20 protein-coding genes are annotated in these 25621 nt (G+C 65.1%); 13 read left to right on the top strand and 7 right to left on the bottom strand.

Annotated features, from left to right (window positions below; translation table 11 throughout):
* The first annotated feature begins 87 nt into the window (after positions 1–87).
* Positions 88–888, top strand: a complete 801-nt coding sequence (locus tag LB547_RS14075; protein ID WP_140759353.1) for an isocitrate lyase/PEP mutase family protein — start codon at positions 88–90, stop codon at positions 886–888.
* Between the two features lie 13 nt (positions 889–901).
* On the top strand, positions 902–1900 hold the full coding sequence (locus LB547_RS14070) for a proline racemase family protein (RefSeq protein WP_140759351.1): 999 nt from the start codon (positions 902–904) through the stop codon (positions 1898–1900).
* Positions 1901–1911: 11 nt separating this feature from the next.
* Here LB547_RS14070 and LB547_RS14065 read toward each other — a convergent pair whose 3' ends face one another.
* Together LB547_RS14065 and LB547_RS14060 are read right to left on the bottom strand one after the other, a co-directional pair.
* A complete protein-coding gene (locus tag LB547_RS14065) occupies positions 1912–2625 on the bottom strand; it encodes a sulfate transporter family protein (protein ID WP_140497105.1) in 714 nt (237 codons plus the stop codon).
* A gap of 418 nt (positions 2626–3043) precedes the next feature.
* Positions 3044–3946 carry a DMT family transporter gene (locus LB547_RS14060; protein ID WP_140497107.1) on the bottom strand — a complete coding sequence of 301 codons (903 nt, stop codon included), beginning with the start codon at positions 3944–3946 and terminating at the stop codon, positions 3044–3046.
* A 199-nt stretch (positions 3947–4145) separates the two neighbouring features.
* Between LB547_RS14060 and LB547_RS14055 the strand changes: the two genes are divergently transcribed.
* Together LB547_RS14055 and LB547_RS14050 are read left to right on the top strand one after the other, a co-directional pair.
* On the top strand, positions 4146–5138 hold the full coding sequence (locus LB547_RS14055; RefSeq protein WP_140523618.1) for an adenosine kinase: 993 nt from the start codon (positions 4146–4148) through the stop codon (positions 5136–5138).
* Between the two features lie 470 nt (positions 5139–5608).
* Positions 5609–6304 carry a hypothetical protein gene (locus LB547_RS14050; RefSeq protein ID WP_140759349.1) on the top strand — a complete coding sequence of 232 codons (696 nt, stop codon included), beginning with the start codon at positions 5609–5611 and terminating at the stop codon, positions 6302–6304.
* 48 nt (positions 6305–6352) lie between these two features.
* On the opposite strand, the gene LB547_RS14045 is transcribed toward LB547_RS14050, so the two are convergent.
* Entirely contained in the window at positions 6353–8632 is a 2280-nt protein-coding gene (locus LB547_RS14045) for an NADP-dependent malic enzyme (protein ID WP_140497115.1), read from the bottom strand.
* Positions 8633–8849: 217 nt separating this feature from the next.
* On the opposite strand from LB547_RS14045, the gene mutS reads away from it, so the two are divergent.
* Positions 8850–11612: a DNA mismatch repair protein MutS gene (mutS, locus tag LB547_RS14040; RefSeq protein ID WP_140523612.1), complete on the top strand. Its 2763-nt coding sequence runs from the start codon at positions 8850–8852 to the stop codon at positions 11610–11612.
* A gap of 254 nt (positions 11613–11866) precedes the next feature.
* Here the strand turns inward: mutS and LB547_RS14035 are convergent, their stop codons facing one another.
* The 3 genes from LB547_RS14035 to LB547_RS14025 form a co-directional block, all read right to left on the bottom strand.
* On the bottom strand, positions 11867–12712 hold the full coding sequence (locus LB547_RS14035; RefSeq protein WP_140512968.1) for an aldo/keto reductase: 846 nt from the start codon (positions 12710–12712) through the stop codon (positions 11867–11869).
* A gap of 78 nt (positions 12713–12790) precedes the next feature.
* On the bottom strand, positions 12791–13183 hold the full coding sequence (locus tag LB547_RS14030) for a DUF305 domain-containing protein (RefSeq protein WP_140523609.1): 393 nt from the start codon (positions 13181–13183) through the stop codon (positions 12791–12793).
* Between the two features lie 43 nt (positions 13184–13226).
* Positions 13227–15731 carry a heavy metal translocating P-type ATPase gene (locus LB547_RS14025; protein WP_140759347.1) on the bottom strand — a complete coding sequence of 835 codons (2505 nt, stop codon included), beginning with the start codon at positions 15729–15731 and terminating at the stop codon, positions 13227–13229.
* Between the two features lie 187 nt (positions 15732–15918).
* Here LB547_RS14025 and LB547_RS14020 point away from each other — a divergent pair, with 187 nt between their 5' ends.
* From LB547_RS14020 to LB547_RS14000, 5 genes are all read left to right on the top strand, one after another.
* Complete coding sequence (locus LB547_RS14020; RefSeq protein ID WP_140559740.1) at positions 15919–18720, top strand: [protein-PII] uridylyltransferase; 2802 nt, start codon at positions 15919–15921, stop codon at positions 18718–18720.
* Between the two features lie 46 nt (positions 18721–18766).
* Positions 18767–20374, top strand: a complete 1608-nt coding sequence (murJ, locus tag LB547_RS14015; protein WP_140759345.1) for a murein biosynthesis integral membrane protein MurJ — start codon at positions 18767–18769, stop codon at positions 20372–20374.
* Positions 20375–20546: 172 nt separating this feature from the next.
* On the top strand, positions 20547–21614 hold the full coding sequence (gene trpS, locus LB547_RS14010) for a tryptophan--tRNA ligase (protein ID WP_140497129.1): 1068 nt from the start codon (positions 20547–20549) through the stop codon (positions 21612–21614).
* Positions 21615–21717: 103 nt separating this feature from the next.
* A complete protein-coding gene (locus LB547_RS14005; protein ID WP_140497131.1) occupies positions 21718–22209 on the top strand; it encodes a universal stress protein in 492 nt (163 codons plus the stop codon).
* A 278-nt stretch (positions 22210–22487) separates the two neighbouring features.
* A complete protein-coding gene (locus LB547_RS14000; RefSeq protein WP_140497133.1) occupies positions 22488–23057 on the top strand; it encodes a NifU family protein in 570 nt (189 codons plus the stop codon).
* A 147-nt stretch (positions 23058–23204) separates the two neighbouring features.
* Here LB547_RS14000 and LB547_RS13995 read toward each other — a convergent pair whose 3' ends face one another.
* Entirely contained in the window at positions 23205–23822 is a 618-nt protein-coding gene (locus LB547_RS13995; RefSeq protein WP_140497135.1) for a L,D-transpeptidase, read from the bottom strand.
* 223 nt (positions 23823–24045) lie between these two features.
* Here LB547_RS13995 and cueR point away from each other — a divergent pair, with 223 nt between their 5' ends.
* The 3 genes from cueR (at position 24046) to LB547_RS13980 (ending at position 25613) form a co-directional block, all read left to right on the top strand.
* On the top strand, positions 24046–24465 hold the full coding sequence (gene cueR, locus LB547_RS13990; RefSeq protein ID WP_140497137.1) for a Cu(I)-responsive transcriptional regulator: 420 nt from the start codon (positions 24046–24048) through the stop codon (positions 24463–24465).
* 50 nt (positions 24466–24515) lie between these two features.
* Positions 24516–24935, top strand: coding sequence for an OsmC family protein (locus tag LB547_RS13985; protein ID WP_140497139.1), 420 nt, complete (start codon positions 24516–24518; stop codon positions 24933–24935).
* 177 nt (positions 24936–25112) lie between these two features.
* Positions 25113–25613 carry an MmcB family DNA repair protein gene (locus tag LB547_RS13980; RefSeq protein WP_140559812.1) on the top strand — a complete coding sequence of 167 codons (501 nt, stop codon included), beginning with the start codon at positions 25113–25115 and terminating at the stop codon, positions 25611–25613.
* Positions 25614–25621 lie beyond the last annotated feature (8 nt).

Raw genomic sequence — 25621 nt, 5'->3', positions numbered from 1 at the left:
CTTCTGAGCCAACCGCATTCGTTTGCCCGGGCAAGGCGGGCAAGCTAAAATCCGCGCCATCGCACTCAACACGATGGGGGAACTTCCATGAACAAGGGCAAGATCTTTCGCGACCTGCATGCCTCGACCTTCGTCATGCCCAACCCTTGGGACGTCGGCACGACGAAGCTGCTTGGATCCTTCGGTTTCAAGGCGCTGGCGACGACCAGCGCCGGTTTCGCCTTCTCGCGCGGCCTGCCGGACGGCGCGGTGACCTTCGACCAGATGATCCATCATTGCCGCGAGGTGACGGCGGCAACCGAGCTGCCGGTTTCGGCCGACCTCGAACGCGGCAAGGGCGACAGCGCCGAGCAGGCCGCCGAAACCATCTTCGCGGCTGAAGCCGCCGGCCTTGCCGGCTGCTCGATCGAGGACCACACCGGCGACCCGAACAAGCCGATCTATGATTTTTCGCACGCGGTGGAGCGCGTCGCGGCGGCGGCGGAAGCGGCCCGCGCGCTGAAACGCGATTTCGTCTTCACCGCGCGGGCGGAGAACTTCCTCTGGGGCAAGTCCGACCTCGACGACACGATCAAGCGGCTGCAGGCATTCGAGAAGGCGGGCGCCGACGTGCTCTACGCGCCGGGCATCGGCGACGTCGAGATGGTGCGCACGGTCTGCTCGGCCGTGAGCAAGCCGGTCAACGTCATGGCAAGGCCCGACTTCACCATTGCCGATCTGACCGCGGCCGGGGCAAAGCGCGTTTCGCTTGGGCCGTGGCTCACCAACTTCGCCTATGGCATGCTGGAAACGGCGGCGCGCGAGATCCAGCAGGACGGCACGTTCGGCTTCGCCCGCGCCGCCATGCCCTTCGGCAAGTTGCAGGCGCTGTTTGGCAAATCGGGATAAGCGGGCCGAACACATGACGCTGACCGTCGTCGACATGCACACCGGCGGCGAGCCGCTGAGGATCGTCACCGGGGGTTACCCCGATATCCCGAAGGGCACGATCCTGGAAAAGCGCGCCCATGTGCGCGACCATCTCGATCATCTCCGGAAAATCCTGATGTTCGAGCCGCGCGGCCATTACGACATGTACGGCGCGCTGCTGGTCGAGCCCGATTTGCCGGGCGCCGACCTTGCCGTGCTGTTCATGCACAATGAGGGCTATTCGACCATGTGCGGCCACGCCATCGTCGCGCTCGGCCGCTATGCCGTGGACGAAGGGCTGGTGGCCAAGCAGGAACCGGTGACGATGGTCAACATCGAGGCGCCCTGCGGCATGGTGATTGCCTCGGTCGAGGTGCGCGACGGCAAGGCAGGTGCTGTGTCGTTCGAAAGCGTGCCGGCTTTCTTGTTCGCACGCGACCGCAAGATCGAACTGCCCGGCTACGGCGCGATCGGCTTCGACATCGCCTATGGCGGCGCCTTCTATGCCCTGGCCGACTGTCACCAGTTCGGATTGGAATTCGGCCGCGATCGGGTGCGCGATTTCGTCGATGCGGCGACGGCGCTGTCCGAAAGGCTGAAGCAGGAATTCCACCTGTCGCACCCCGACCATGCCGACCTCGCCTTTCTCTACGGCACCATTTTGACGGACGGGCGGGATACGTTTTCGGGTGAGCCGACGAAAAACGTCTGCGTCTTCGCCGAGGCGCAGGTCGACCGGTCGCCGACCGGCTCCGGCGTCACCGCCCGGCTGGCGGCGATGCATGCCAAGGGCGAGATCGCAACAGGCCAGACACGCACTTTCGAGAGCATCGCCGGCTCGCGCTTTTCCGGCGCGGTGGCGCGGACGGCGAAAGCCGGACCGCATGAAGCGATCATCGCCCGCGTCGGCGGCCGCGCCTACTATTGCGGCCGGGCGGAATTCATCGTCGAGCCCGACGACGAACTGGGGCGCGGCTTTCTGCTGCGGTAGGGACTGGCGCATCAACGGGACGGCTTGCTCCCCCGATCGGGCCGGGCCGAGATCGCCTTGTGCAGATGCACCATCATGGCTGCGGCGAAGAGCGGCGTCGCCAGGTTGAGCACCGGCACGGCAAGGAAGGCCGCTATCACCAGGCCGGCGAGAAAGACCGTCCCGGCATGGTGCCGGCGCAAGGCCCTGGCCTCTTCTTCCGGACGGAAGCGCATAGCGGCGAATTCGAAGAACTCGCGCCCAAGCAGGTAGCCGTTGACGATGAAAAAGGCGGCGATGTTGATGCCCGGCACCAGCAGGAGCAGCAGGGCAACGATGTTGCCCAAAACGACGACGCCGAAGAACTTTATCGCCAACACCAGCGAGCGCAGCGCCGGCATGGCGCGGCCGGGCGGATCGCCGGGATAGTCGGTACGCTCCACCACTTCGGCGACATCGTCGAGGAACAGCCCGGCGACGACAGCCGTGACCGGCGCGACGAGCAGCGCCATGCCGAAGGCAAGCGCGATGGCCGCGATGATGCCGCCCAGCCAACCGGCCCAGGACGGCAGGCCGGGAAAGAGTGTGTGCAGCCATGGCAGCGCCAGCCACTCGACGAGGCTGGTCAGCCCGAACCACAGGCCGACCAGAGCAAGCACAGTCAGGCCTAACGTCTTGAGGAAGACGGCGCGCAATTCGGGCGAGAACAACTGGCCGGCGGCGGCGCGGGCGGCGCTGGAGATCACGGTGCTTCCTCGCTTCGACGGATTGCCCCTGGGAGGATAGGCAGCAGGTTCGCCGGTCACAAGCTCTATTGCCTGCCGTGGGTCAAGGCGGTCGTTTCAGGTTTCGAACTCTCCGCATCACCCCTCTTGCGAGCGCCGGCGCCGCCCCTCACTGTCCTGCCGGACATCTCTCCCCGTAGAACGGGGAGAGAGGAGCTGGCGGCAACCCCGGTGCCTCCATCGCAACGTGGTGATTGGCGAAATCAGTGATGACAGCGCCCTTCTCCCCGTCACTTACGGGGAGTTGGAGGAGCGGTCCGCGAAGCGGACGAAAAGCCAACTGCTTGGCTTTTCGAGTGACGAACGCCGGCAGGCGGATGAGGGGCGGCGCTACCTCGACAATCGGAGCCATTTGGTCTGAGGCGATTGCCCTGTCTGCCTATTGTGCGAGCGCCGGCTTGCGGGTGGGAATGGTCATGGCCGCGACACCGGCGACGACGAAGGCCATGCCGAGCCAGGCCGTCGAACCCAGGCTTTCGCCGAGGAAGACGGCGCCGATGCCGACGCCGATCGGCACGCGTAGATAGGCTTGCGACGTCGTGCCGACCGAGCCCAGCGTGTGGATCAGGCGGAAATAGATGACGAAGGCCAGCGCGGTCGAAAACACCGACAGGCCGAGCAAGGCCAGGATCGACGCCGTCGACGGCGCGAGCGTCCAGGGCTGGTCGACCGCAAGGCTGAGCGGCACCAGGATAACGGCGCCGCAAAGCATCGAGCCGGCGGCGGGCAGCATCGGATCGAGGCCCTTGAAGCCTCGGCCGAAGATCGCCGCCCCCGCATAGCAGACTGTTGCAAGGACGATGGCAAGCTGCGCCCAGAGTTCATGGCCGAGGCCGCCCAGCGCCTGTGTGCCCACGATGAGGCAGATGCCGGCAATGCCGGCGCCGACGCCGATCAGTTTGCGCAGCGTCACCGGTTCGTGGCGGGTGATGAGCGCCGTCAGAAGGAAGGTGAAGATAGGCGACGTCGCGTTGAGGATGGTGGCGAGGCCGGCATCCACCGAGCGCTCGGCGGCGGCGATCAGGGTGAACGGGATGACGCTGTTGAGGCACGCCTGGAAGGCGAAACGACGCCAGCTCGCTGCATCGCCCGGCATGGCGAGCCCGCGCCAGCGGATGATGGCCAGCAGGATCGCGCCCGCGATCAAGGTGCGGGCGGCGATGAACGTCACCGGCGGGATCGTCTCGACGCCGATCTTGATGAACGTATAGGAGGCGCCCCAAAGCACCGCCAGGAGGGCGAGCAGCGCCAGATCGGTGTTCATGTCGTTTCTTGCAGGCATGGGCTTGCCGCCTTCGGACCGGGATCGAACGGCCCTTTTTAGGCAAAGCCGCGGTAAAATGCTTCGGCCACGACCGAATTGTCGTAGCGCCTAGGCGTCAGGCGATATGAACATGGCCTAGGCAAACCGGTTGCAAATCGCTAGACCCGCGCCCGGCCGGCATGGCAAGAAGCCGGCGCGGATTTTGGCGGAGACATTGATGCCGGACTATGACGTGCTTTGCATCGGCAACGCGATTGTCGACATCATCGCCCAGTGCGAAGAGGAATTCCTGGAGACCAATGGCATCATCAAGGGCGCGATGAACCTCATCGACACGCACCGCGCCGAACTGCTCTACAGCCGCATGGGCCCGGCGATCGAGGCGTCCGGCGGCAGCGCGGGCAACACGGCGGCCGGCGTTGCCTCCTTCGGCGGCCGCGCCGCCTTCTTCGGCAAGGTCTCCAACGACGCGCTCGGTGAGATCTATGCGCATGACATCCATGCCCAGGGCGTCGCCTTCGACACCAAGCCGCTTCAGGGCGAGCCGCCGACGGCGCGCTCGATGATCTTCGTCACCCCCGACGGCGAGCGCTCGATGAACACCTATCTCGGCGCCTGCGTCGAGCTCGGGCCGGAGGATGTCGAGGCCGACAAGGCGTCGGGCGCCAAGGTTACCTATTTCGAGGGCTATCTGTGGGATCCGCCGCGCGCCAAGGAGGCGATCCGGCAGACGGCCAAGCTGGCGCACGCGGCGGGCCGCGAAGTGTCGATGACCTTGTCGGATTCGTTCTGCGTCGACCGCTACCGCGACGAGTTCCTCGAGCTGATGCGCTCGGGCACCGTGGACATCGTCTTCGCCAACAGCCACGAGATCAAGTCGCTCTACCAGACCTCGTCCTTCGACGAGGCGCTGGCCCGGATCCGCAAGGACTGCAAGGTCGCCGCCGTGACGCGCTCGGAAAAAGGATCGGTCATCGCGCGCGGCGACGAGACCGTCGTCATCCAGGCGACCGCTATCAAGGAGCTGGTCGACACGACAGGCGCCGGCGATCTCTACGCTGCCGGTTTCCTGCATGGCTACACGCAAGGCCGCGACCTCAAGACCTGCGGCGATCTCGGCTCACTGGCGGCCGGCCTGGTGATCCAGCAGATCGGGCCGAGGCCAAGGCAGAATCTGCGTCGCGAGGCCGAACTGGCGGGGCTGCTGTAGGGGGGCGGTGAAGCTGCCGATCTCCCCCCTCGTGGGGGAGATCGCCGGCAGGCCAGAGGGGGCGCTGTCCCGCTGGCATCTCCAGGGTTCTACACTGCCGCCAAGCCCGAAATGAACGGCATGAGCGTACTGTCATGTCGGGGCGCCAGTTCGAAGAGTATGGGCACGCGGAAGGGAACCACCGCAACCTAGCGATCCTTCGCGCCCCCCTCTGCCCTGCCGGGCATCTCCCCCACGAGGGGGAGATCGGCAGCTTCACCGTCGCGCGGCTGTCACACATCGCACCTACACGCAATCGGGGCGTCCTTGACTGACATTTGGGCGCCCTCAGCCAGTTGGGGTGCCAAGATGCAAGACAGCAAGCTGTCGGGCGGCCGGATTTGTTGCCGCCGCGATTTCCGCTTTCCACATTAGAAATTCAGCAACGGGCCGCGATCGGGGAGGAGCGCTCGCGGCCAGAAGACAGACGCATGAACAGATTTCATACAACCAAACAAGACGACTTCGCGGACATGGTCGCGGAGAAGGTCGAGCGGGCGCTTGCCCACTATGACGAGGCCATCAACAAACCCACCATGGTCTCGGTCGGCAAGATCGCCGGCAGCATAGCGTCCGCCCTCACCTTGTTGTCGCCGAAGCATCAGCGCGCCATCGATGCCATCCATGCCGACCTTCCGGGGCTGGCGTCGAAATTCGTGCGTGCGCTGGCCGTGGAAGCCGCGCGCCGCAGCGAAGCCGGCACCGCGGGCGCCACAAATCCGTCGGCGGGTTTCGACGGCCCCGCCTCCCCGCTTCCGCGCACCCAGTCCGACGATCTCGAATCGATGCTGATCGAAGACTGGGCCGGGCGGGTCGCCGGTTCGACCTATCTGGAGGAACACCTGCGCATTGCCCGCTCGACCCTGCACCGCTGGCAAAGGCGGGGCGAGGTGGTCGCCTTGCGCAAGGGCGGCCGCAAGCACGTCTTCCCGCTGGCGCAGTTCGTGGACGGCAGGCCGGTGGCGGGCATTCGAGACGTGCTGTCGTTGATCGGCAATCCGAGGCTGGCATGGCTGTGGCTGACCCGCCCCTCGGCGCTGCTCGACGAGCGCATTCCCATCGACCTGCTGCGGCAAGACCAGGTCAAGGAGGTCGTCGAGGCGGCGCGGGTGTTTTCCGCGGATTAAGCGCGACCAGATCCGCCGCAGCTTTCGCATCCGACGCGCGGACCTTCCTCAGGTCCCCGCCGTGTAGGCCGCGATCGCCGCCATGTTGACGATATCGCTGTCCTTGGCGTTCAGCGAGACGATCTGCACCGGCTTGTTCAGCCCGACCAGCAGCGGGCCGATGACCGTCGAGCCGCCGAGCTCCTGCAGCATCTTGGTGGAGATCGAGGCGGAGTGGAAGGCCGGCATGATCAGCACATTGGCCGGGCCGGTCAGCCTCATGAACGGGTATTGCGCCATGGCACGGGCGTTGAGCGCGACGTCGGCGGCCATCTCGCCGTCATACTCGAAATCGACGCGGCGCTTGTCGAGGATGCGCACGGCTTCCTGGATGCGCTCGGAGCGCTCGCCGTGGGGATGGCCGAAGGTGGAATAGGCGAGCATGGCGAGCCTCGGCTCATAGCCCATGCGGCGGGCAAAGCCTGCCGCTTCCTCCGCGATATCGGCGATCTGCTCGGCGTTCGGCATGTCGTGCACGGCGGTGTCGGCGACGATCACGGTGCGGCCGCGCGCCAAAACGATCGACACGCCGATGACGCGATGGCCCGGCTTGGCGTCGATGACGCGCCTGACATCGTCGAGCGCGGTGGAATAGTTGCGGGTGACGCCGGTGACGATGCCGTCGGCATCCCCCAGCGCCACCATGCAGGCGGCGAAATGGTTGCGGTCGTTGTTGATCAGGCGCTGGCAGTCGCGGAACAGGAAGCCTTTGCGCTGCATGCGCTCGTAGAGATAATCGGTATAGACCGAATTGCGGCGCGACAGGCGAGCATTGATGATCTCCAGCCCCTGCTTGTCGAGGTCGATGCCGGCGTGCCTGGCGTTCTCCTTGATGACGTCGTCGCGGCCGAGCAGGATGGCGGTGCCGAGCCGCTGGTTCACATAGGAGACGGCGGCGCGCATCACTTGCTCCTCCTCGCCCTCGGCGAAGACGATGCGCTTGGGCTGGCGGCGCACACGGTCGTAAATGCGCTGCAAGGTCGAGGCGATCGGATCACGGCGGGCCGACAGCTCCTGCGCGTAGCGGTCGAGATCGAGGATCGGCTTGCGGGCGACGCCAGAATCCATCGCCGCCCTGGCGACGGCCAGCGGAATGGCCGAGATCAGGCGCGGATCGAACGGCACCGGGATGATGTAGTTGGGGCCGAATTTCGGCCGGTTGCCCTGGTAGGCTGCGGCGACGTCGTCGGGCACGTCCTTGCGTGCGAGGTCGGCAAGCGCACGCGCGGCGGCGATCTTCATGTCGTCATTGATGGTGGTGGCCCGCACATCCAGCGCGCCGCGGAAAATATAGGGGAAGCCGAGCACGTTGTTGACCTGATTGGGATAATCCGAACGCCCGGTCGCCATGATGGCGTCGGTGCGGATCTCCGCCACTTCCTCGGGCGTGATCTCGGGATCGGGGTTGGCCATGGCGAAGATGATCGGGTTCTTGGCCATGGAACGCACCATGGCGGTGGTCAGCGCGCCCTTGGCGGAAAGGCCGAGGAAGACGTCGGCGCCGTCCAGCGCCTCGGCCAGCGACCGCGCATCGGTCTTGACCGCATGCGCCGACTTCCACTGGTTCATGCCTTCGGTGCGGCCCTGGAAGACCACGCCCTTGGTGTCGCACAGGATGATGTTTTCGGGCGCAAAGCCCATCGCCTTCATCAGCTCGATACAGGCGATGCCGGCCGCACCGGCGCCGTTGCAGACCATCCTGGTGGTCTTCATGTCGCGGCCGGTGATCTCCAGCGCGTTGATCAGGCCGGCGGCCGAGATGATGGCGGTGCCGTGCTGGTCGTCGTGGAAGACCGGGATGTCCATCAGCTCGCGCAACCGCTGCTCGATGATGAAGCATTCCGGCGCCTTGATGTCCTCCAGGTTGATGCCGCCGAAGGAGGGCCCAAGGAAGCGCACGCAGTTGATGAACTCGTCGGCGTCCTCGGTGTCGACCTCGAGGTCGATGGAATCGACGTCGGCGAAGCGCTTGAACAGCACCGCCTTTCCCTCCATGACCGGCTTGGAGGCCAGCGCGCCGAGATTGCCCAAGCCCAGGATCGCGGTGCCGTTGGAGATGACGGCGACCATGTTGCCGCGCGACGTGTAGTCGAAGGCACGGCTGGGATCCTCCGCGATGGCCAGCACCGGCACGGCGACGCCAGGCGAATAGGCGAGGCTCAAATCGCGCTGCGTGGCCATCGGCTTGGTGGCGACGATCTCGAGCTTGCCGGGCCGCCCCATGGCGTGGAATTCGAGCGCTTCCTGCGCGCTGACGGACGGACCGCTGTTTTCGGTTTTCCTTGCCATGATGCTTTTGATTTCCTCGCCATGCGGCACCTCCTTGAGGCGGGTGCCTTGTGTGATTCCGAATTAAGACTACGCGCCGCCGCGTGTAAACCGCCAAGCGTTACCGAACTGGCGTCGGAAGGACGCATGGCGTTCAATGGTGGTTGATCTCCGTTCTTCCCCTGCTTTTCCAATGGCCGGCATTAAACCCCGCCGCCACATCTGCTAGCGTGAGCGCATGAACATGCACATTCAAAACGAACCGGACGCTCCCGAGGCGATCACGCCGGCAGCCGCTGGCGGCGTCACGCCGATGATGGAGCAGTTCATCGAGATCAAGGCGGCGAACCCGGATTCGCTGCTGTTCTACCGGATGGGCGATTTCTACGAGCTGTTCTTCGAGGATGCGGAGAAGGCGAGCCGGGCGCTCGGCATCGTGCTGACCAAGCGCGGCAAGCATCAGGGACACGACATCCCGATGTGCGGCGTGCCAGTGCATGCGGCGGACGACTATCTGCAGAAACTGATCGCGCAGGGTTTCCGCGTCGCCGTCTGCGAGCAGATCGAGGATCCGGCCGAAGCCAAGAAGCGCGGCTCCAAATCGGTGGTGCGCCGCGATGTGGTGCGGCTGGTGACGCCTGGCACCATCACCGAGGACAAATTGCTGGCGCCGTCGGAATCGAGCTTCCTGATGGCGCTGGGACGGGTGAAGGGCAGCAGCGATGCAAGAGGCGGGGAGCGCGGCGGCGCGACCGGGAACCAGGGGAGCTTTGCCCTAGCCTGGATCGACATTTCGACCGGCGCTTTCCGGGTCACAGACACCACCGCAGACCGGCTGCTCGCCGACATCTTCCGCGTCGATCCGCGCGAGCTGATCGTCGCCGATCCGGTGTTCCACGATCCCGAATTGCGACCGGTATTCGACATGCTCGGCCGCGTCGCCAACCCGCAGCCGCCGAGCCTGTTCGATTCGGCCTCGGCGGCCGCGCGCATCGCCCGCTTCTTCGAGGTGGCGACACCGGACAGCTTTGGTGCGTTTTCCCGTGCCGAGCTGTCGGCGATCTCGGGCGCCATCGCCTATGTCGAAAAGACGCAGAAGGCCGAGCGGCCGCCGCTGTCGCGCCCCGAGCGCGAGGAGGCCGGCTCGACCCTGTTCATCGACCCGGCGACGCGCGGCAACCTGGAACTGCTGCGCACGCTGTCGGGCAGCCGTGAAGGCTCATTGTTCAAGGCGATCGACCGCACGGTGACCGGCGGCGGCGCCAGGCTGCTCGCCGACCGGCTGATGGCACCGCTGACCGATCCGGCGGCAATTGCCGCGCGGCTGGATTCGGTGTCGTTCTTCCGTTCCGAGACGCGGCTTTGCCAGGCGGTGCGGGCGAGCCTGAAGAGCGTCGCCGACATGCCGCGCGCGTTGTCGCGGCTGGCGCTCAACCGCGGCGGCCCGCGCGACCTCGGCGCGCTGCGCGCCGGCTTCGAGGCGGCCGGCACCATCGCGGGGATATTTGCCGCGACCGCCCTGCCCCAGGAATTGGCGGCGGCGCTCGCCGCCATCCGGGCGCTGCCGCACGCGCTTGCCGGGCATCTGACGCAGGCACTTGGCGAGGAACTGCCGCTGCTGAAGCGCGACGGCGGCTTCATCCGAGGCGGCTACAACGCCGAGCTCGACGAGATGCGGGCGCTGCGCGACGAGTCGCGAAAAGTGATCGCCGGGCTGGAGCGTTCGCTGATCGAGGAGACCGGCATTCGGTCCCTGAAGATCCGGCACAACAATGTGCTCGGCTACTACATCGAGGTGACCGCCAACCACCACGCGGTGATGACCGGCAGCGACGGCGCCAAGGCGCGCTTCATCCACCGCCAGACCATGGCCAACGCCATGCGCTTCACCACGACGGAGCTGGCGGAGCTGGAAACAAAGATCGCCAATGCCGCCGACCGGGCGCTGAGCATCGAGCTTGCGGCCTTCGACGCGCTGACGGCGGAAGCGGTCGGCGAAGCGGAGAAGATCCGCGCCGGGGCCGATGCGCTCGCCGTGCTGGACGTGTCGGCGGCGCTCGCGCTTTTGTCGGAAAGCGAGGCCTGGTGCCGGCCGCTGGTCGATGCCAGCCTTGCCTTCGAGATTTCGGGTGGGCGCCATCCCGTGGTCGAACAGGCGCTGCGGCGCTCCGGCGAAGGGCCGTTCGTGGCCAATGACTGCGACCTGTCGCCGGAGGGCAGCGCCAAGAACGGCGCGATCTGGCTGCTGACCGGCCCCAATATGGGGGGTAAATCAACATTCCTGCGGCAGAACGCGCTGATCGCCATCCTGGCCCAGACCGGCTCTTTCGTCCCGGCGACATCGGCCCATATCGGCGTCGTCGACCGCCTCTTTTCCCGCGTCGGCGCCTCGGACGATCTGGCGCGCGGCCGATCGACCTTCATGGTCGAGATGGTCGAGACGGCGGCGATCCTCAACCAGGCCGGCCAACGGGCGCTGGTAATCCTCGACGAGATCGGCCGCGGCACCGCCACGTTCGACGGCCTGTCGATCGCCTGGGCCGCGGTGGAATATCTGCACGAGAAGAACCGCTGCCGGGCGATCTTCGCCACGCATTTCCACGAAATGACCTCGCTTGCCGGCAAGCTGGCGCGGCTCCACAACGTCACCATGCGGGTCAAGGAATGGGAGAACGACGTCGTCTTCCTGCACGAGGTCGGCAAGGGCGCGGCCGACCGCTCCTACGGCGTCCAGGTGGCGCGGCTGGCCGGCCTGCCGGAGGCGGTGGTGGACCGTGCCAAGGAAGTGCTGCACCAGCTCGAGGAAGGCGAGGTTTCGGGCAAGACCAACCGGCTGGTCGACGACCTGCCGCTGTTTTCAGTGGCGGTGAAGCGGGAAGCGCAGAAGCCGGTCAAGAGCGACGCGCTGGGCTTCGCACTCAGTGACATCAATCCCGATGAGATGACGCCGAGGGAAGCGCTGGAAGCGCTTTATCGGTTGAAGGGGTTGGCGGGGACGTAAATTGAACCTGCTGGCACGGCGGTATCGCCGAAACCGCCAATCTCCCCCCTTGAGGGGGAGATGTCCGGCAGGACAGAGGGGGGCCTCGTAGAGTGCCGGCCTTGATTAACTTGCCCCCTGACGATGCCCGCCGGAGCATGCCAGCGCGGAAGCCGTCGTTGTAAAAATTAATATGTTGGCGGGACAGCGCCCCCCTCTGCCCTGCCGGGCATCTCCCCCTCGAGGGGGGAGATTGGCAGCTTCACCGACAACGCTCAGATCATCTCCAGCCCGCGTTTGCGGCTCGGCGGCGGGAAGGCGCGGTCGAGGTCGGCGAGGTCTTCGCGCGTAAGCTCGATGTCGAGTGTCGCGACATTCTGGCGGACATGGTCCTGGCTGCTGGCCTTGGGAATGGCGATGACGCCATCCTGGTGCATCACCCAGGCCAGTGCGATTTGCGCCGGTGTCACGCCATGGCGGGCTGCGACCGCGTCTAAACTGGCGTTGCGCGCCAAGGCGCCCTGCTCGACCGGCGAATAGGCCATCAGAGGAATTCCGCGTTTCCGGCTCCAGGGCGCCAGATCGAACTCAAGGCCGCGCCGGACCAGATTGTAGAGCACCTGGTTGGTCTGGACGTTGCCGCCGTCGGGCAGGCCGACCAGCTCTTCCATCTCCCCTGTGTCGAAATTGCTGACGCCCCAGTGGCGGATCTTGCCGGCTTTCTTCAGCGCCTCGAAAGCTTCGACGGTTTCGGCCAGGGGCACGCTGCCCGGCCAATGCAGCAGATAAAGATCGATACGGTCGGTGGCGAGGCGCTTCAGGCTGTTTTCGCAGGCGCGCTGCACGCCGGCGCGCGAGGCGTTGGACGGCAGCACCTTCGAGACCAGGAAGACCTCGGCACGCTGCCCGGCAATGGCTTCGGCCACCACCTCCTCGGCGCCGCCGCTGGCGTACATTTCGGCGGTGTCGATCAGCTTGACGCCGAGATCGAGACCAAGCTTGAGGGCATTCACCTCCTCCGCGCGGCGGCGCGAATCCTCGCCCATTTTCCAGGTGCCCTGGCCGAGAACGGGGATGGCTTCGCCGCAGGGCAGCGTGGTGGTTCTGACGCTCGATGGCATGGCAGGCTCCAGTTGAGACGGGATCGCATCACAGGCCGGACGAGAAATTCAGAGGCGTTCTCGCCGAGCCGCGAAAGCTTACTTCACCGGATGGGCGGCGAGCCAGTCCTGCATCTGCTTGATCTCGGCTTCCTGCGCCGCGATGACCGCCTCGGCCAGCTTGCGGATCTCGGGGTCCTTGCCGTTGGCGAGTTCGACCCTGGCCATGTCGATGGCGCCCTGGTGGTGAGGGATCATGCCGCGGACGAAATCGACGTCGGCATCGCCGGTGTATTTGGAGGCCATCATGTCGGCGTGCATCTTGTTCATCGCCGCCTTGTAGCCTGCGGTCGACGGGCCTTCCGCCCCCGTCGCCATGCCGGCCATGTCGTGCTTCATCTCCTCGCTTTGTGCGGGAACGCTTTCGAGAAAGACGGCAACCAGCATTCCAGCCGCCATCAGCAGCAGCACGATTTTTTTGGCCAAGGTCATTGATGGTCTCCTGTTGATCGGGTTTCGTATTTGGGGGATCGGCTCAAAGTTTCAATGTCCTCAGCCGCAACGCATTGGCGATCACTGAAACCGAGGACAGGCTCATCGCCGCCGCCGCCAGCATCGGCGACAACAGCGTGCCGGTCAGCGGATAGAGCACGCCGGCCGCAACCGGCACGCCAAGCACATTGTAGAGGAAGGCGAAGAACAGGTTCTGCCTGATATTGCGGATGGTCGCCTGGGCCAGTGTGCGGGCACGCACGATGCCGTTGAGGTCGCCCTTGACCAATGTGATGCCGGCGCTTTCGACGGCGACATCGGCGCCGGTGCCCATGGCGATACCGACATCGGCGGCGGCCAAGGCCGGTGCGTCGTTGACGCCGTCGCCGGCCATGGCGACGCCGGCGCCCTTGCCGCGCAATTCCTCGACCAGCGCGCCCTTCTGTTCCGGCAACAGGCCGGCGCGGACTTCGTCGATGCCGAGACTGCTGGCGATCGCGTTTGCCGTGCGCTCATTGTCGCCGGTCGCCATGATGATCCTTAAGCCGCTGTCGTGCAGGGCCTTGATCGCCTCGGCGGTGGTCGCCTTGACCGGATCGGCGACGGCGACGATGCCGGCCAATTTCCTGTCCACGACGACGAACATCGCCGTCTTGCCATCGCCTTGTAGCGCCTCGGCCACGGCCGAAACGGTGGACACGTCGACACCGAGATCACGCATCATCGCGGCGTTGCCGAGCGCGACATTCCTGCCCGAAACGGCACCGGAAACACCCTTGCCGGTGACCGCCTCGAAGCCATTGGCTTCGGCGACCCTTACACCGCGGGTCGCGGCGCCTTCGACAATAGCCTCGGCCAGGGGATGCTCCGAGCCCTTCTCCAGGCTCGCGGCGAGGCCCAGCAATTCCTCCTCCGAAAACCCATCGGCGGCCACGACATCCGTCAGTTTCGGCCGGCCTTCGGTCAGTGTCCCCGTCTTGTCGACGATCAGCGTATCGACGGAAGCGAAGCGTTCGAGCGCGGCGGCCTCCTTGATCAGCACGCCGGCATGCGCCCCGCGTCCGGTAGCGGTCATGATCGACATCGGCGTGGCGAGGCCGAGTGCACAGGGACAGGCGATGATCAACACCGAGACCGCCGAGACGATCGCGAAGATCAGGCTGGGCTCTGGGCCGAAGACCGCCCAGGCGGCGAACGCGGCGATGGCGACCAGAACGACAGCCGGGACAAAGTAGAAGGAAACGCGGTCGGCCAAGCCTTGTATCGGGGCGCGCGAACGCTGCGCCTTGGCGACCAGCTCGACGATGCGCGAGAGCGTGGTCTCGGCGCCGATGCGGTCGGCGCGCATGATCAGCGAGCCATTCTTGTTGAGCGTGCCGCCGGTGAGGGCATCCCCTTCGGCCTTCTCGACCGGCAACGGTTCGCCCGTGATCATCGATTCATCGATGGAAGAGCGGCCTTCGAGCACGGTACCGTCGACCGGCACGGCATCGCCGGGCCGGATGCGCAGGCGCTCGCCGGCCTTGACGCTGTCCAGCGGCACATCGCTCTCGGAACCGTCCTCTCCTATGCGGCGGGCGGTCTTGGGCGCAAGGTCGAGCAGGGCGCGGATCGCCGAGCCGGTCTTTTCGCGGGCGCGCAGTTCCAGCACCTGGCCGAGAAAGACCAGCGCGACGATGACGGCTGCGGCCTCGAAATAGACCGGCACCGCCCCGCCATGGCCGCGGAACTGATGCGGAAAAATGTCCGGGAACAGCGTCGCGACGACGCTGTAGAGATAGGCCGCACCGACGCCGAGCGAAATCAGCGTCCACATGTTCGGGCTGCGGTTGCGGATCGAGTCCCAGCCGCGATGAAAGAACGGAAATGCGGCCCAAAGCACGACCGGGCTTGCGAGCGCCAGCTCGATCCAGACCTTTGTCCGGTCCTCGATCAGGTTCTCGAACGACAGACCGATCATCGGCGCCATGGCGACGATGAGAAGGGGCACCGAGAGCACCGCACTGACCCAGAACCGCCTGGTGAAATCGACCAGTTCGGGATTTGGCCCCTCGTCACCGGTCGGAACGCCCATCGGCTCGAGAGCCATGCCGCAGATCGGGCAGGAGCCGGGCTTGTCACGGATGATCTCGGGATGCATCGGGCAAGTGTATTGCGTGCCCTTCGGCATCGCTTCCGGCGCCTGCCGGTCGCCGAGATAGGTTTGCGGCGCCGCCTCGAATTTCGACTTGCAGCCGGCGGAGCAGAAATAGAAGCCCTGGCCGTCATGGCGCAGAAAATGCTTTGCCGTGGCGCGGTCCACGCTCATGCCGCAGACGGGGTCGGTGGCGGTCAGGTATGTTTCCGGCTTGGCCCGGAATTTCGAACGGCAGCTTTCGCTGCAGAAATGATAGAGACGGCCAGCATGCTGCGATGTCGGCTTGCCGGCGGCTGGATCGACGGTCATGCCGCAGACCGGATCGCGTGTGACGGCGCCCGCATCCACGGCCGCACCTTTTGCCGCGCAGCAACCACCATGCGCGTGATGATCGTGATCTGAATGCGTCATTTCGAATGCCTCTATCGAACTGCTTCGAGCCGGAGGTAGTCCTTCCAGTAACTGGAAGGTCAAGGACTGGCTTGAATTTTATTGTCGTGGGTGTCCCGCACCATGGAAACGCGTCAACCCGCCCCCATACCCAGCGCCGCGGAAACGCGCTATAGACGCCGCCCAAAAGGCAAGGCCAACCGGTACCATGGCGAAAATCTCCTTGAAGCTCGATGAACTGATCGACGGCGACGCCTTGCGCCGCGAGATGACCGCGCTGACGGCGGCCACGACCGGGGACGGCTCCGGATCGGCCGCCCGCGCCGGGGTTCTCCAGCTTCTCAAGGGCCGGCTCGCCGCGGGGCGCAAAACAGCCGAGGCCATGCTGAAGCAGGATGGCGGCGGCAATGCCTGCGCCGAGCGGCTGTCGCATCTGATGGATGAGTTGATCCGGGCGCTCTACGATTTTGTCGCGACCCATGTCTACCGGGTAAAGAACCGGTCGGTGGCCGAACGCATGGCCGTCGTCGCGGTCGGCGGCTATGGGCGCGGCACGCTGGCGCCGGGATCCGACATCGACCTCCTGTTCCTGTTGCCCTACAAGCAGACGCCGTGGGGCGAACAGACAGTCGAATACATGCTCTACATGCTGTGGGACCTGGGGCTGAAGGTCGGCCACGCGACCCGCAACATCGAGGAATGCCTGCGGCTGTCGCGCACCGACATCACCATCCGCACCTCGATCCTGGAAGCGCGCTTCCTGTGGGGTGAGCAGAAGCTCTACGACGAACTGATGCTGCGCTTCGACCATGAGGTGGTGCGCACCACCGGACCGGAATATGTGCAGGCCAAGCTCGCCGAACGCGACGAGCGCCATGCCAAGGCCGGCGAAAGCCGCTATCTGGTCGAGCCCAACGTCAAGGACGGCAAGGGCGGCCTGCGCGACCTGCAGACGCTGTTCTGGATCGGCAAATATTTCTACCGGGTGCGCACCGGCGAGGAGCTGGTCGAGAAGGGCGTCTTCACGCAGGCCGAATACCGCGAGTTCCAGAAGGCCGAGGATTTCCTGTGGGCCGTGCGCTGTCACATGCATTTCCTCACCGGCAAGGCCGAGGAGCGGCTGCATTTCGACATCCAGCGCGAGATCGCGGAGCGGCTGGGCTACACCACGCATCCCGGCCTGTCGGCGGTCGAGCGCTTCATGAAGCACTATTTCCTCGTCGCCAAGGATGTCGGCGACCTGACCCGCATCTTCTGCGCCGCGCTCGAAGAGGAGCAGGCCAAGCATGTGCCGGGCTTCAACCGCATCTTCCTCACCTTCCAGCGCCGCAAGCGCAAGCTTGCCGGCACGTCGGATTTCATCGTCGACAACCACCGTATCAACATCGCCGACGACCAGGTGTTCGAGCGCGATCCGGTCAATCTGCTCAGGCTGTTCTGGTTCGCCGACAAGCACGGGCTGGAGTTTCACCCCGACGCGCTGAAGCTGCTCACCCGCTCGCTCGGCCTGGTCAACAAATCGCTCCGGCGCGACGAGGAGGCCAACCGGCTGTTCCTCGACATCCTGACCTCGGACCGCAACGCCGAGCTCAATCTGCGCCGCATGAACGAGGCGGGGCTGCTCGGCCGGCTGATCCCCGATTTCGGCAAGATCGTCGCCATGATGCAGTTCTCGATGTACCACCACTACACGGTCGACGAGCATCTGATCCGCTGCATCGGCGTGCTGGCCGAGATCGAGCGCGGCGACGGCGAGAAGGTGCATCCGCTGTCGCATTCGCTGATGCCGGGACTGAGAAAGAGCCGCGAAGCGCTCTACGTCGCCGTGCTGCTGCACGACATCGCCAAGGGCAGGCCGGAGGACCATTCGGAAGCCGGCGCGCGGATCGCCCGGCGCATCTGCCCGCATATGGGACTTTCGACCGCCGACACCGAAACGGTGGCCTGGCTGGTCGAGAACCATCTGGTCATGTCGATGACGGCGCAGACGCGCGATCTCAACGATCGCAAGACGATCGAGGACTTCGCCTCGATCGTGCAGTCCGTCGAGCGGCTGAAGCTGCTTCTCATCCTCACCGTCTGCGACATCAGGGGCGTCGGACCGGGCGTCTGGAACGGTTGGAAGGGCCAGTTGCTGCGCACGCTGTACTACGAGACCGAACTGCTGCTCACCGGCGGCTTCTCGGAAGTGTCGCGCGCCCAGCGCACGGCGGCGGCGCGCGAGTGCCTGGCCGAAGCCCTCGCCGGCTGGCCCGACAAGATCCGCAAACGCTATGTCGGCCTGCACTATGAGAATTACCTGTTGACCGTCGACCTGCCGGACCAGCTTCGCCACGCCGAATTCATCCGCGAGGCGGATGCGTCCGGCAACAAGCTCGCCACCATGGTCAAGACGCACCAGTTCGAGGCGGTGACCGAGATCACCGTTTTGGCGCAGGACCATCCGCGCCTGCTGTCGGTGATCGCCGGCGCCTGTGCGGCGGCCGGCGGCAACATCGTCGACGCGCAGATCTTCACCACCTCGGACGGCCGCGCGCTGGACACGATCCTGATCTCGAGGGAGTTCGATCGCGACGAGGACGAGCGCCGGCGTGCCGAGCGCGTCGGGCGGCTGATCGAGGACGTGCTGTCGGGCAAAAGCTGGCTGCCGGAGATGATCGAGAAGCGCACCAAGCCCAAGCGCGGCGCCAAGGTCTTCCGGATCGCGCCGCGCGCCGAAATCCGCAACACACTGTCGAACCGATTTTCGGTGATCGAGGTCGAGGGGCTGGACCGGCCGGGCCTGTTGTCGGAGATCACCGGAACGCTGTCCGACCTGTCGCTCGACATCGCGTCGGCCCACATCACCACCTTCGGCGAAAAGGTGATCGATACGTTCTATGTCACCGACCTCACCGGCCAGAAGATCGACAGCCCGTCACGCACCACCACCATCCGCAACCGGCTGACGGCGACGCTCGAGGGCACGGCCTCCGAACGCGGCAGCAGGACCAGGGCCGCCGCCGAGTGAGCGCCACCATCACTTTGTCCCAATCGCGCAGGCAGTCTCCAAACGCATGAGCCTCGTCAAGAAATTCGCAACGGTCGCTTCCGGCACGCTGATGAGCCGCGCGCTCGGTTTCGGCCGCGAGATGCTGATGGCGGCAGCACTGGGCACCGGACCGGTGGCCGACGCCTTCAACGCCGCCTTCCAGTTTCCCAACACCTTTCGCCGGCTGTTCGCCGAAGGCGCCTTCAACGCCGCCTTCGTGCCGCTGTTCGCCAAGGAGATCGAGACGCACGGCACCGACGGCGCCAAGCGCTTTTCAGAGGAAGTGTTCGGGGTGCTGTTCACGGCGCTGCTGGCGCTGACCATCGCCATGGAACTGGCGATGCCGCTGATCGTGCGCTACCTGGTGGCGCCGGGTTTCGCCGACACGCCGGGCAAGTTCGAGACGACCGTCACTCTGGCGACGATCATGTTCCCCTATCTCATCTGCATGTCGCTGGCCGCCATGATGGCGGGCATGCTGAATTCGCTACGCCGCTATTTCGCCGCGGCGATCGCGCCTGCCTTTCTCAACATCATCCTGATCAGCGTGCTTGGCTATGCCTGGTATCATGGGCTGGATGCGCATGCCGTCGGCTTCAGCCTGTCCTGGGGCGTTCTGGCGGCGGGCCTCGTGCAGCTCGCCATCGTCTGGGTGGCGGTTCGCAACGCCGGCATCTCGATCGGTTTCCGCCGGCCGAAGATGACGCCGAACGTGAAGCGGCTCCTGATCCTGGCGCTGCCGGCGGCGATCACCGGCGGCATCACCCAGATCAACCAGCTGATAGGCACCGCCATCGCCTCGGCGCAGGACAGCGCCGTCTCCTCGCTCGCCTATGCCGACCGCGTCTACCAGCTGCCACTTGGCGTGGTCGGCGTCGCCGTTGCTATCGTGCTGTTGCCGGAACTGTCGCGGGCGCTGAAGTCGGGCAATCTGATCGAGGCGGCCAATCTGCAAAACCGCTCGGTCGAATTCACCTTGTTCATGACCTTGCCGGCTGCGGTGGCGCTCTGGGTCATGTCTGAGCCGATCGTGCGGCTGGTCTATGAGCGCGGCGCGTTCGCCGCCAGCCATTCGACGCCTGTCGTGGCGGCGATCCTGGCGATCTTCGGGCTCGGCCTGCCGGCCTTCGTGCTGATCAAGGCGTTCACCCCGGGCTATTTCGCCCGCGAGGACACACGCACGCCGATGATCTTCGCCGCCATCTCGGTGGCGGTGAACGTCGCCACCGCGCTGACGCTGTTTCCGAGGATGGGCGCGCCCGGCATCGCCGTGGCCTCGGCGGTGGCCGGCTGGGTCAACGCGCTGATGCTGCTCGGGGTGCTGATCCGGCGCGGCCATTGGGGCCGCGACGTGCCGCTTCTGAAGCGCATTCCGCGTCTGGTGCTCTCGGCGGGGGTGATGGGCGTCGCCCTCTATTTCGCCGAACACTGGCTGAGCGCCAGCCTCGGCTCCGGCTCGCCGCTGGTCGTCAAGGCGACGACGCTGCTGGGGCTGGTGGCCGGCGGGGCGCTGCTCTACTTCGTCACGGCCTTTGCCAGCGGCGGCGCCGATTTCGGCATGATCCGCCGCAATGTGAAGCGCGGCTCAGGCAAAGCGACACCACCAGCCGTAAACGCCGAGCTGGACGAGTAGGCCGGGCAGCCCGACTGCAATAGCAGTCTTGATCGCAGCGTCATGTTCGTCCATAAGCGCGCCGTCGCAAGACTTTCGCCGCACGCGGTTTCCAGCCGCGTGATTGGCTCCGAAAAGTCTGCAACTTTTCGGAATCACGCTTATACGGCCCTCCACAAGCCACGAGGAAACCATGTCCGCCTTCAAGCCACTCGTCTTCTCCGGCGTCCAGCCAACCGGCAATCTGCATCTTGGCAACTATCTCGGCGCCATCAAGAAATTCGTCGCCCTGCAGGAGACGTCCGACTGCATCTACTGCGTCGTCGACCTGCATTCGCTGACGGCCCAGCTGGTTTATGACGACCTCAAGGACCAGACGCGCTCCATCACCGCGGCATTCCTGGCCTCCGGCATCGATCCGAAGAAGCACATCGTGTTCAACCAGTCGCGGGTGATGCAGCACGCCGAGCTCGCCTGGATTTTCAACTGCGTGGCGCGCATCGGCTGGATGAACAAGATGACGCAGTTCAAGGACAAGGCCGGCAAGGACCGCGAGAACGCCTCGCTCGGCCTGCTTGCCTATCCCTCGCTGATGGCAGCCGACATCCTGCTCTACCGCGCCACCCATGTGCCGGTCGGCGAGGACCAGAAGCAGCATCTGGAACTGACGCGCGACATCGCCCAGAAATTCAACAACGACTTTTCGGACCGCATCGCCGGTCTTGGCGTCGGCGTCGAGATGCAGGTCGGAGAGGAAATTGTGAACGGCTACTTTCCGATCACCGAGCCGGTCATCGGCGGGCCGGCGGCGCGCATCATGAGCCTGCGCGACGGCTCCAAGAAGATGTCGAAGTCGGACCCGTCGGATCTGTCGCGCATCAATCTGACCGACGATGCCGACGCCATCTCCAAGAAGATCCGCAAGGCCAAGACCGATCCGGAAGCCTTGCCGAGCGAAGTGGACGGCCTCGCCACCCGGCCGGAAGCGGAAAACCTGGTCGGCATTTATGCCGGTCTTGCCGACATATCGAAAGAGGCGGTGCTGAAGGAGTTCGGCGGCCAGCAGTTTTCGGTGTTCAAGCCGGCACTGGCCGACCTGGCAGTCGAAAAACTGGCTCCCGTCGCCGCCGAAATGCGCCGCATTTCCGATGACCGCGCCTATGTCGACGCGGTACTGCGGGACGGCGGCGAGCGCGCCGGCGTGCTGGCCGAAGCGACGATGAAGACGGTGCGCGACATCATCGGGCTGCTGCAGGACTGATCCGCATCCTTATGCCCCGCACCATACCGGCCAAAGACCGGCGGCTTGCCGCCGGTCAGCCGCAGTGGCAGATTGCGGCCGGAATGACATCGAGTAAATAGACATGGTCTCCAAACGCCTCAGCCGCGAAGCCGGACATCGCCGGAAGTTCCTGGCGATCATCGACGATACGCCCGAATGCGAGCGCGCTGTCGCCTACGCCTCGAAGCGGGCGCTGAGCACCAGCGGCGTGCTGGTGCTGCTCTATGTCATCGAACCGGACGATTTCCAGCACTGGCTGGGCGTCGAGAAGATCATGCGCGAGGAGGCGACCGCCACCGCACGCACCGCGCTCGACAGCTATGCCAACAAGGTGCGCCAGAAGCTCGGCATCGAACCGGAGATGGTGGTGCGCGAGGGCAAGCCCACCGAAGAGATCCACAAGCTGATCGAGGAAGACCAGGATATCGCCATCCTGGTGCTGGCGGCCGGCGCCGGCAAGGAAGGGCCCGGGCCGCTGGTCGGCGCGGTGGCAGGCAAGGGCGCCGCCTTCCCTATCCCGGTGACCGTGGTGCCGCAAAACCTGTCGGACGAGGAGATCGACAGCCTCGCCTGAAGTGTATCGGTATCCGGGTGATGCCGGCCTGCAAATGCCGGCTTCCTGCGCTTCCGGTGCTCATGTAGTTCAAGTACGCCCCACTCCGGTTCTCGGAAACCACCATTTTCGACTCGGCCTGACCCGAATCTCGGCGCACTTCATAATGCTTGGCAGGAGTAGCAAAAACATTCTGCCAGCCAGCCGTTCGGGCGACGCGTTTCGCTTGAATGTCCAGCCGATAGAGCTTATTTAGAATTATTCCAAACTATCTGCCCGAGACGGGCACGGAGACGGCCATGTTCATCCAGACCGAATCGACGCCAAACCCGGCGACGCTGAAATTCCTGCCCGGCAAGGAAGTGCTCTTGGAAGGTACCGCCGATTTCCGTGATGCCGACAGTGCGGCGACGGCCTCGCCGCTGGCCGGTCGGCTGTTCGAAATACCGGGCGTCACCGGCGTCTTCTTCGGCTACGACTTCATCACCGTGACCAAGGACGGGCCCGACTGGCAGCATCTGAAGCCAGCGATCCTGGGCGCCATCATGGAGCATTTCATGTCCGGCGCGCCTGTCATGGCCAATGCCGGCCCGGCCGCGGAGACCAGCCAGACCGGCGAGTTCTACGACAAGGCCGACGAGGAACTCGTCATCACCATCAAGGAGCTGCTCGACACACGGGTGCGCCCGGCAGTGGCCCAGGATGGCGGCGACATCACCTTCCGCGGCTTCGAGAACGGCACCGTGTTCCTGCACATGAAGGGCGCCTGCGCCGGCTGCCCGTCATCGACGGCGACGCTGAAGCACGGCATCCAGAACCTGCTCCGCCACTTCGTTCCCGAGGTCCAGCAGGTCGAACAGGTCGCCTGACCGTTCGCCTTCGCCGAAGGGGCGACGATTCTCAAATGCAAGCAACAAAAAACCGGGCCGAATTGCCCGGTTTTTTGTTGGGGACGTCCGTTGTTGCCTAGACGGTCCGCGTACGAACGGTTTTGACCATGAACCTCGCGGTCACGGTCAGAGAACGATGACCTTGGCGCCGACCTCGGCGCGATCGTAAAGGTCGATGATGTCCTGGTTCATCAGCCGGATGCAGCCCGACGACATCGCCTTGCCGATCGAGTTCCATTCCGGGCTGCCATGCAGGCGATAGCCCATGTCACCGCCCTTGTTGAACAGGTACAGAGCGCGCGCGCCGAGCGGGTTCTTCAGGCCCGGCTCCATGCCGCCGGCGAACTTGGCGAGTTCCGGCTGGCGCTTGATCATCTGCGATGGCGGCGTCCAGGTCGGCCATTCGCGCTTGATGGCGACATGGGCGGTGCCATGCCACTCGAAGCCCTCGCGGCCGACGCCGATGCCGTAGCGAATTGCCCGGCCGTCACCCTCGACGAAGTAGAGGAACTTGTTCTGCGTATCGACGATGATGGTGCCCGGCTTTTCCTTGGTGTCGTAGTTCACCTCCTGCCGGTGATACTTCGCGGGCACCTTTTCGATCGGGATGCGCGGCAGTTGGTAGCCGGCGTCGGTCACCGCGCCATAGTCGTTGGAGAATATCTGCCCGCCAATGGTGCTGCAACCGGCGAGTGCGGTGGACAGCGCCAGTGCGGCAATTACTGCAAGCGACTTCATGCGCATGAGGTGATCCGTGCCCCGCCAAACATCCGCGGCACGAGTCGGCCGCTTTCTTGCCATCATTCATGCTGGCATTTGCTTTGCTTGCCAAGTACGCGATGCCTATATGCAAGACCTCACCTGCCGGTAAGCCAGCAACTGCGGCATTTCGGCAACAGCCTTCACCGGATTGTGAAGGAAATTCAATGGCCATGACTCTCGGGCCAGCAGGAATCGAGGAACAACCATGAATGTCGGCGACGCCGCCCAGCGTTCCGGTCTGCCAGCCAAGACCATCCGCTACTATGAGGAAATTGGCCTGATCGCGCCTGCGCGTGCCGGCAATGGCTATCGCGACTATTCGGGCGACGACATCCATCGGCTGACCTTCCTGCGCCGTGCCCGCAACCTGGGCTTTTCCATCGACGATTGCCGCCAGCTGATGGCGCTTTACCAGGACCGCAGCCGCGCCAGCCACGACGTGCGCGAGATCGCCACCGCCCATGTCAGGGCGATCGAGGAGAAGGTGCGCGAGCTGCAGTCGATGCGATCGACCCTGCAGAAGCTCGTCCAGGCCTGCCATGGCGACGACCGGCCGGACTGCCCGATCATCGATGACATTGCGGGAACCGCGCCGCTCGGCGATAAAGCCGTCACGGTCGCATAGATCCGTGCCGGCCAGGCCCGACGCCTCTCGGCTACGGAGGGAGGATGCCGATGGCCTCGATGACTGTCGAACTGCACAATGTCGAAGGCACCGAAGCCGCCATGGGCTGGGCCGGCGGCCACACGATCGTCGTCGACCGGCCCGAGGGCAAGGCCGGCGGCATGGGCCTGGGCTTCAATGGCGGCCAGCTGCTGGCGCTGGCGATTGGCGGCTGCTTCTGCAACGACCTTCGCTATGTCGCCGACGAGATCGGCGTGAAACTCGGCAGGATCGCCGTCTCGGTGAGGCTTGACCTCGACGGCAAGCCCCTGCTGGCGACCGCGGCAAGGATGACGGTTTCCTGCGAGACCTTGGACGGGTCCGATCCCCAAAGGATCATTGACCGTGCAAGCGTGGTTTCCACGGTCAGCAACTCGTTGCGCCAGGGCGTGCCGGTTACGATCGAAACGACGGGGCCTGGTCGCTCATAAACGCCAGGACTTCTCCCGCGCCGTAGGTCGTCCCGCCACGTTCACCCATCACGGAAAGTGAAGGTGGCCATACGGTTCTCCGTGCCTGCTCATGCTATCGAGCACCCATTGATTTGGGTGGCCACCAAATGAGCGGTACGGGTTCAAATCGTGAACAAAATCTGGCATGGTCCCGTCATGCCAATCATCTCACCGATTCCCCTGAACCCGCTCATCGATGGTCGCCAGTCCGAACGCGCCATGCTGGTGCGGCGCGGGGTGCAGCGCCTGCTCCGCGAAATGGGCGCGCATGTGCTGCCTGAACTGTCGCTGGCGACCGGCCGCCGCGCCGACCTCGTCGCGCTGACCCGCCACGGCGACATATGGATCATCGAGATCAAATCCTCGGTCGAGGATTTTCGTGTCGACCGCAAATGGCCCGACTACCGGCTGCACTCGGACCGCTTCTTCTTCGCCACCCATCCCGGCGTGCCGGCGGAGATTTTTCCCGAAGAATGCGGCTTCATCCTCTCCGACGGCTATGGCGCCGAGATTTTGCGCGAGGCGCCCGAGCACCGCATGGCGGCGGCTACGCGCAAGGCGCTGATGCTGCGCATCGCGCGGGCCGGTGCCGCGCGGCTTTTGGCGGCGGAACTCGCCGGAGTGGCCGTGCCGGCGCTGGAGGGGGAGAGCGAGTAGGCTGCCTC

This window comes from Mesorhizobium sp. B264B1B (assembly GCF_020165765.1).
In the GTDB taxonomy this organism is placed as follows: Bacteria; Pseudomonadota; Alphaproteobacteria; order Rhizobiales; family Rhizobiaceae; genus Mesorhizobium.
The sequence above is the reverse complement of the archived record's forward strand: the minus strand, read 5'-3'. Positions and strand labels throughout refer to the sequence as shown.

Bases quoted from the DNA above. Each gene is read 5' to 3' on its own strand.
- LB547_RS14070 (WP_140759351.1), top strand. From the start codon at position 902: ATGACGCTGACCGTCGTCGACATGCACACCGGCGGCGAGCCGCTGAGG.
- trpS (WP_140497129.1), top strand. From the start codon at position 20,547: ATGTCCGCCTTCAAGCCACTCGTCTTCTCCGGCGTCCAGCCAACCGGC.
- LB547_RS14035 (WP_140512968.1), bottom strand. From the start codon at position 12,712: ATGCCATCGAGCGTCAGAACCACCACGCTGCCCTGCGGCGAAGCCATC.
- LB547_RS13980 (WP_140559812.1), top strand. From the start codon at position 25,113: ATGCCAATCATCTCACCGATTCCCCTGAACCCGCTCATCGATGGTCGC.
- LB547_RS13995 (WP_140497135.1), bottom strand. From the start codon at position 23,822: ATGCGCATGAAGTCGCTTGCAGTAATTGCCGCACTGGCGCTGTCCACC.
- LB547_RS14020 (WP_140559740.1), top strand. From the start codon at position 15,919: ATGGCGAAAATCTCCTTGAAGCTCGATGAACTGATCGACGGCGACGCC.
- mutS (WP_140523612.1), top strand. From the start codon at position 8,850: ATGAACATGCACATTCAAAACGAACCGGACGCTCCCGAGGCGATCACG.
- LB547_RS14030 (WP_140523609.1), bottom strand. From the start codon at position 13,183: ATGACCTTGGCCAAAAAAATCGTGCTGCTGCTGATGGCGGCTGGAATG.
- LB547_RS14025 (WP_140759347.1), bottom strand. From the start codon at position 15,731: ATGACGCATTCAGATCACGATCATCACGCGCATGGTGGTTGCTGCGCG.
- LB547_RS14060 (WP_140497107.1), bottom strand. From the start codon at position 3,946: ATGCCTGCAAGAAACGACATGAACACCGATCTGGCGCTGCTCGCCCTC.
- LB547_RS13985 (WP_140497139.1), top strand. From the start codon at position 24,516: ATGGCCTCGATGACTGTCGAACTGCACAATGTCGAAGGCACCGAAGCC.
- murJ (WP_140759345.1), top strand. From the start codon at position 18,767: ATGAGCCTCGTCAAGAAATTCGCAACGGTCGCTTCCGGCACGCTGATG.
- LB547_RS14005 (WP_140497131.1), top strand. From the start codon at position 21,718: ATGGTCTCCAAACGCCTCAGCCGCGAAGCCGGACATCGCCGGAAGTTC.
- LB547_RS14075 (WP_140759353.1), top strand. From the start codon at position 88: ATGAACAAGGGCAAGATCTTTCGCGACCTGCATGCCTCGACCTTCGTC.
- LB547_RS14050 (WP_140759349.1), top strand. From the start codon at position 5,609: ATGAACAGATTTCATACAACCAAACAAGACGACTTCGCGGACATGGTC.
- cueR (WP_140497137.1), top strand. From the start codon at position 24,046: ATGAATGTCGGCGACGCCGCCCAGCGTTCCGGTCTGCCAGCCAAGACC.
- LB547_RS14000 (WP_140497133.1), top strand. From the start codon at position 22,488: ATGTTCATCCAGACCGAATCGACGCCAAACCCGGCGACGCTGAAATTC.
- LB547_RS14045 (WP_140497115.1), bottom strand. From the start codon at position 8,632: ATGGCAAGGAAAACCGAAAACAGCGGTCCGTCCGTCAGCGCGCAGGAA.
- LB547_RS14055 (WP_140523618.1), top strand. From the start codon at position 4,146: ATGCCGGACTATGACGTGCTTTGCATCGGCAACGCGATTGTCGACATC.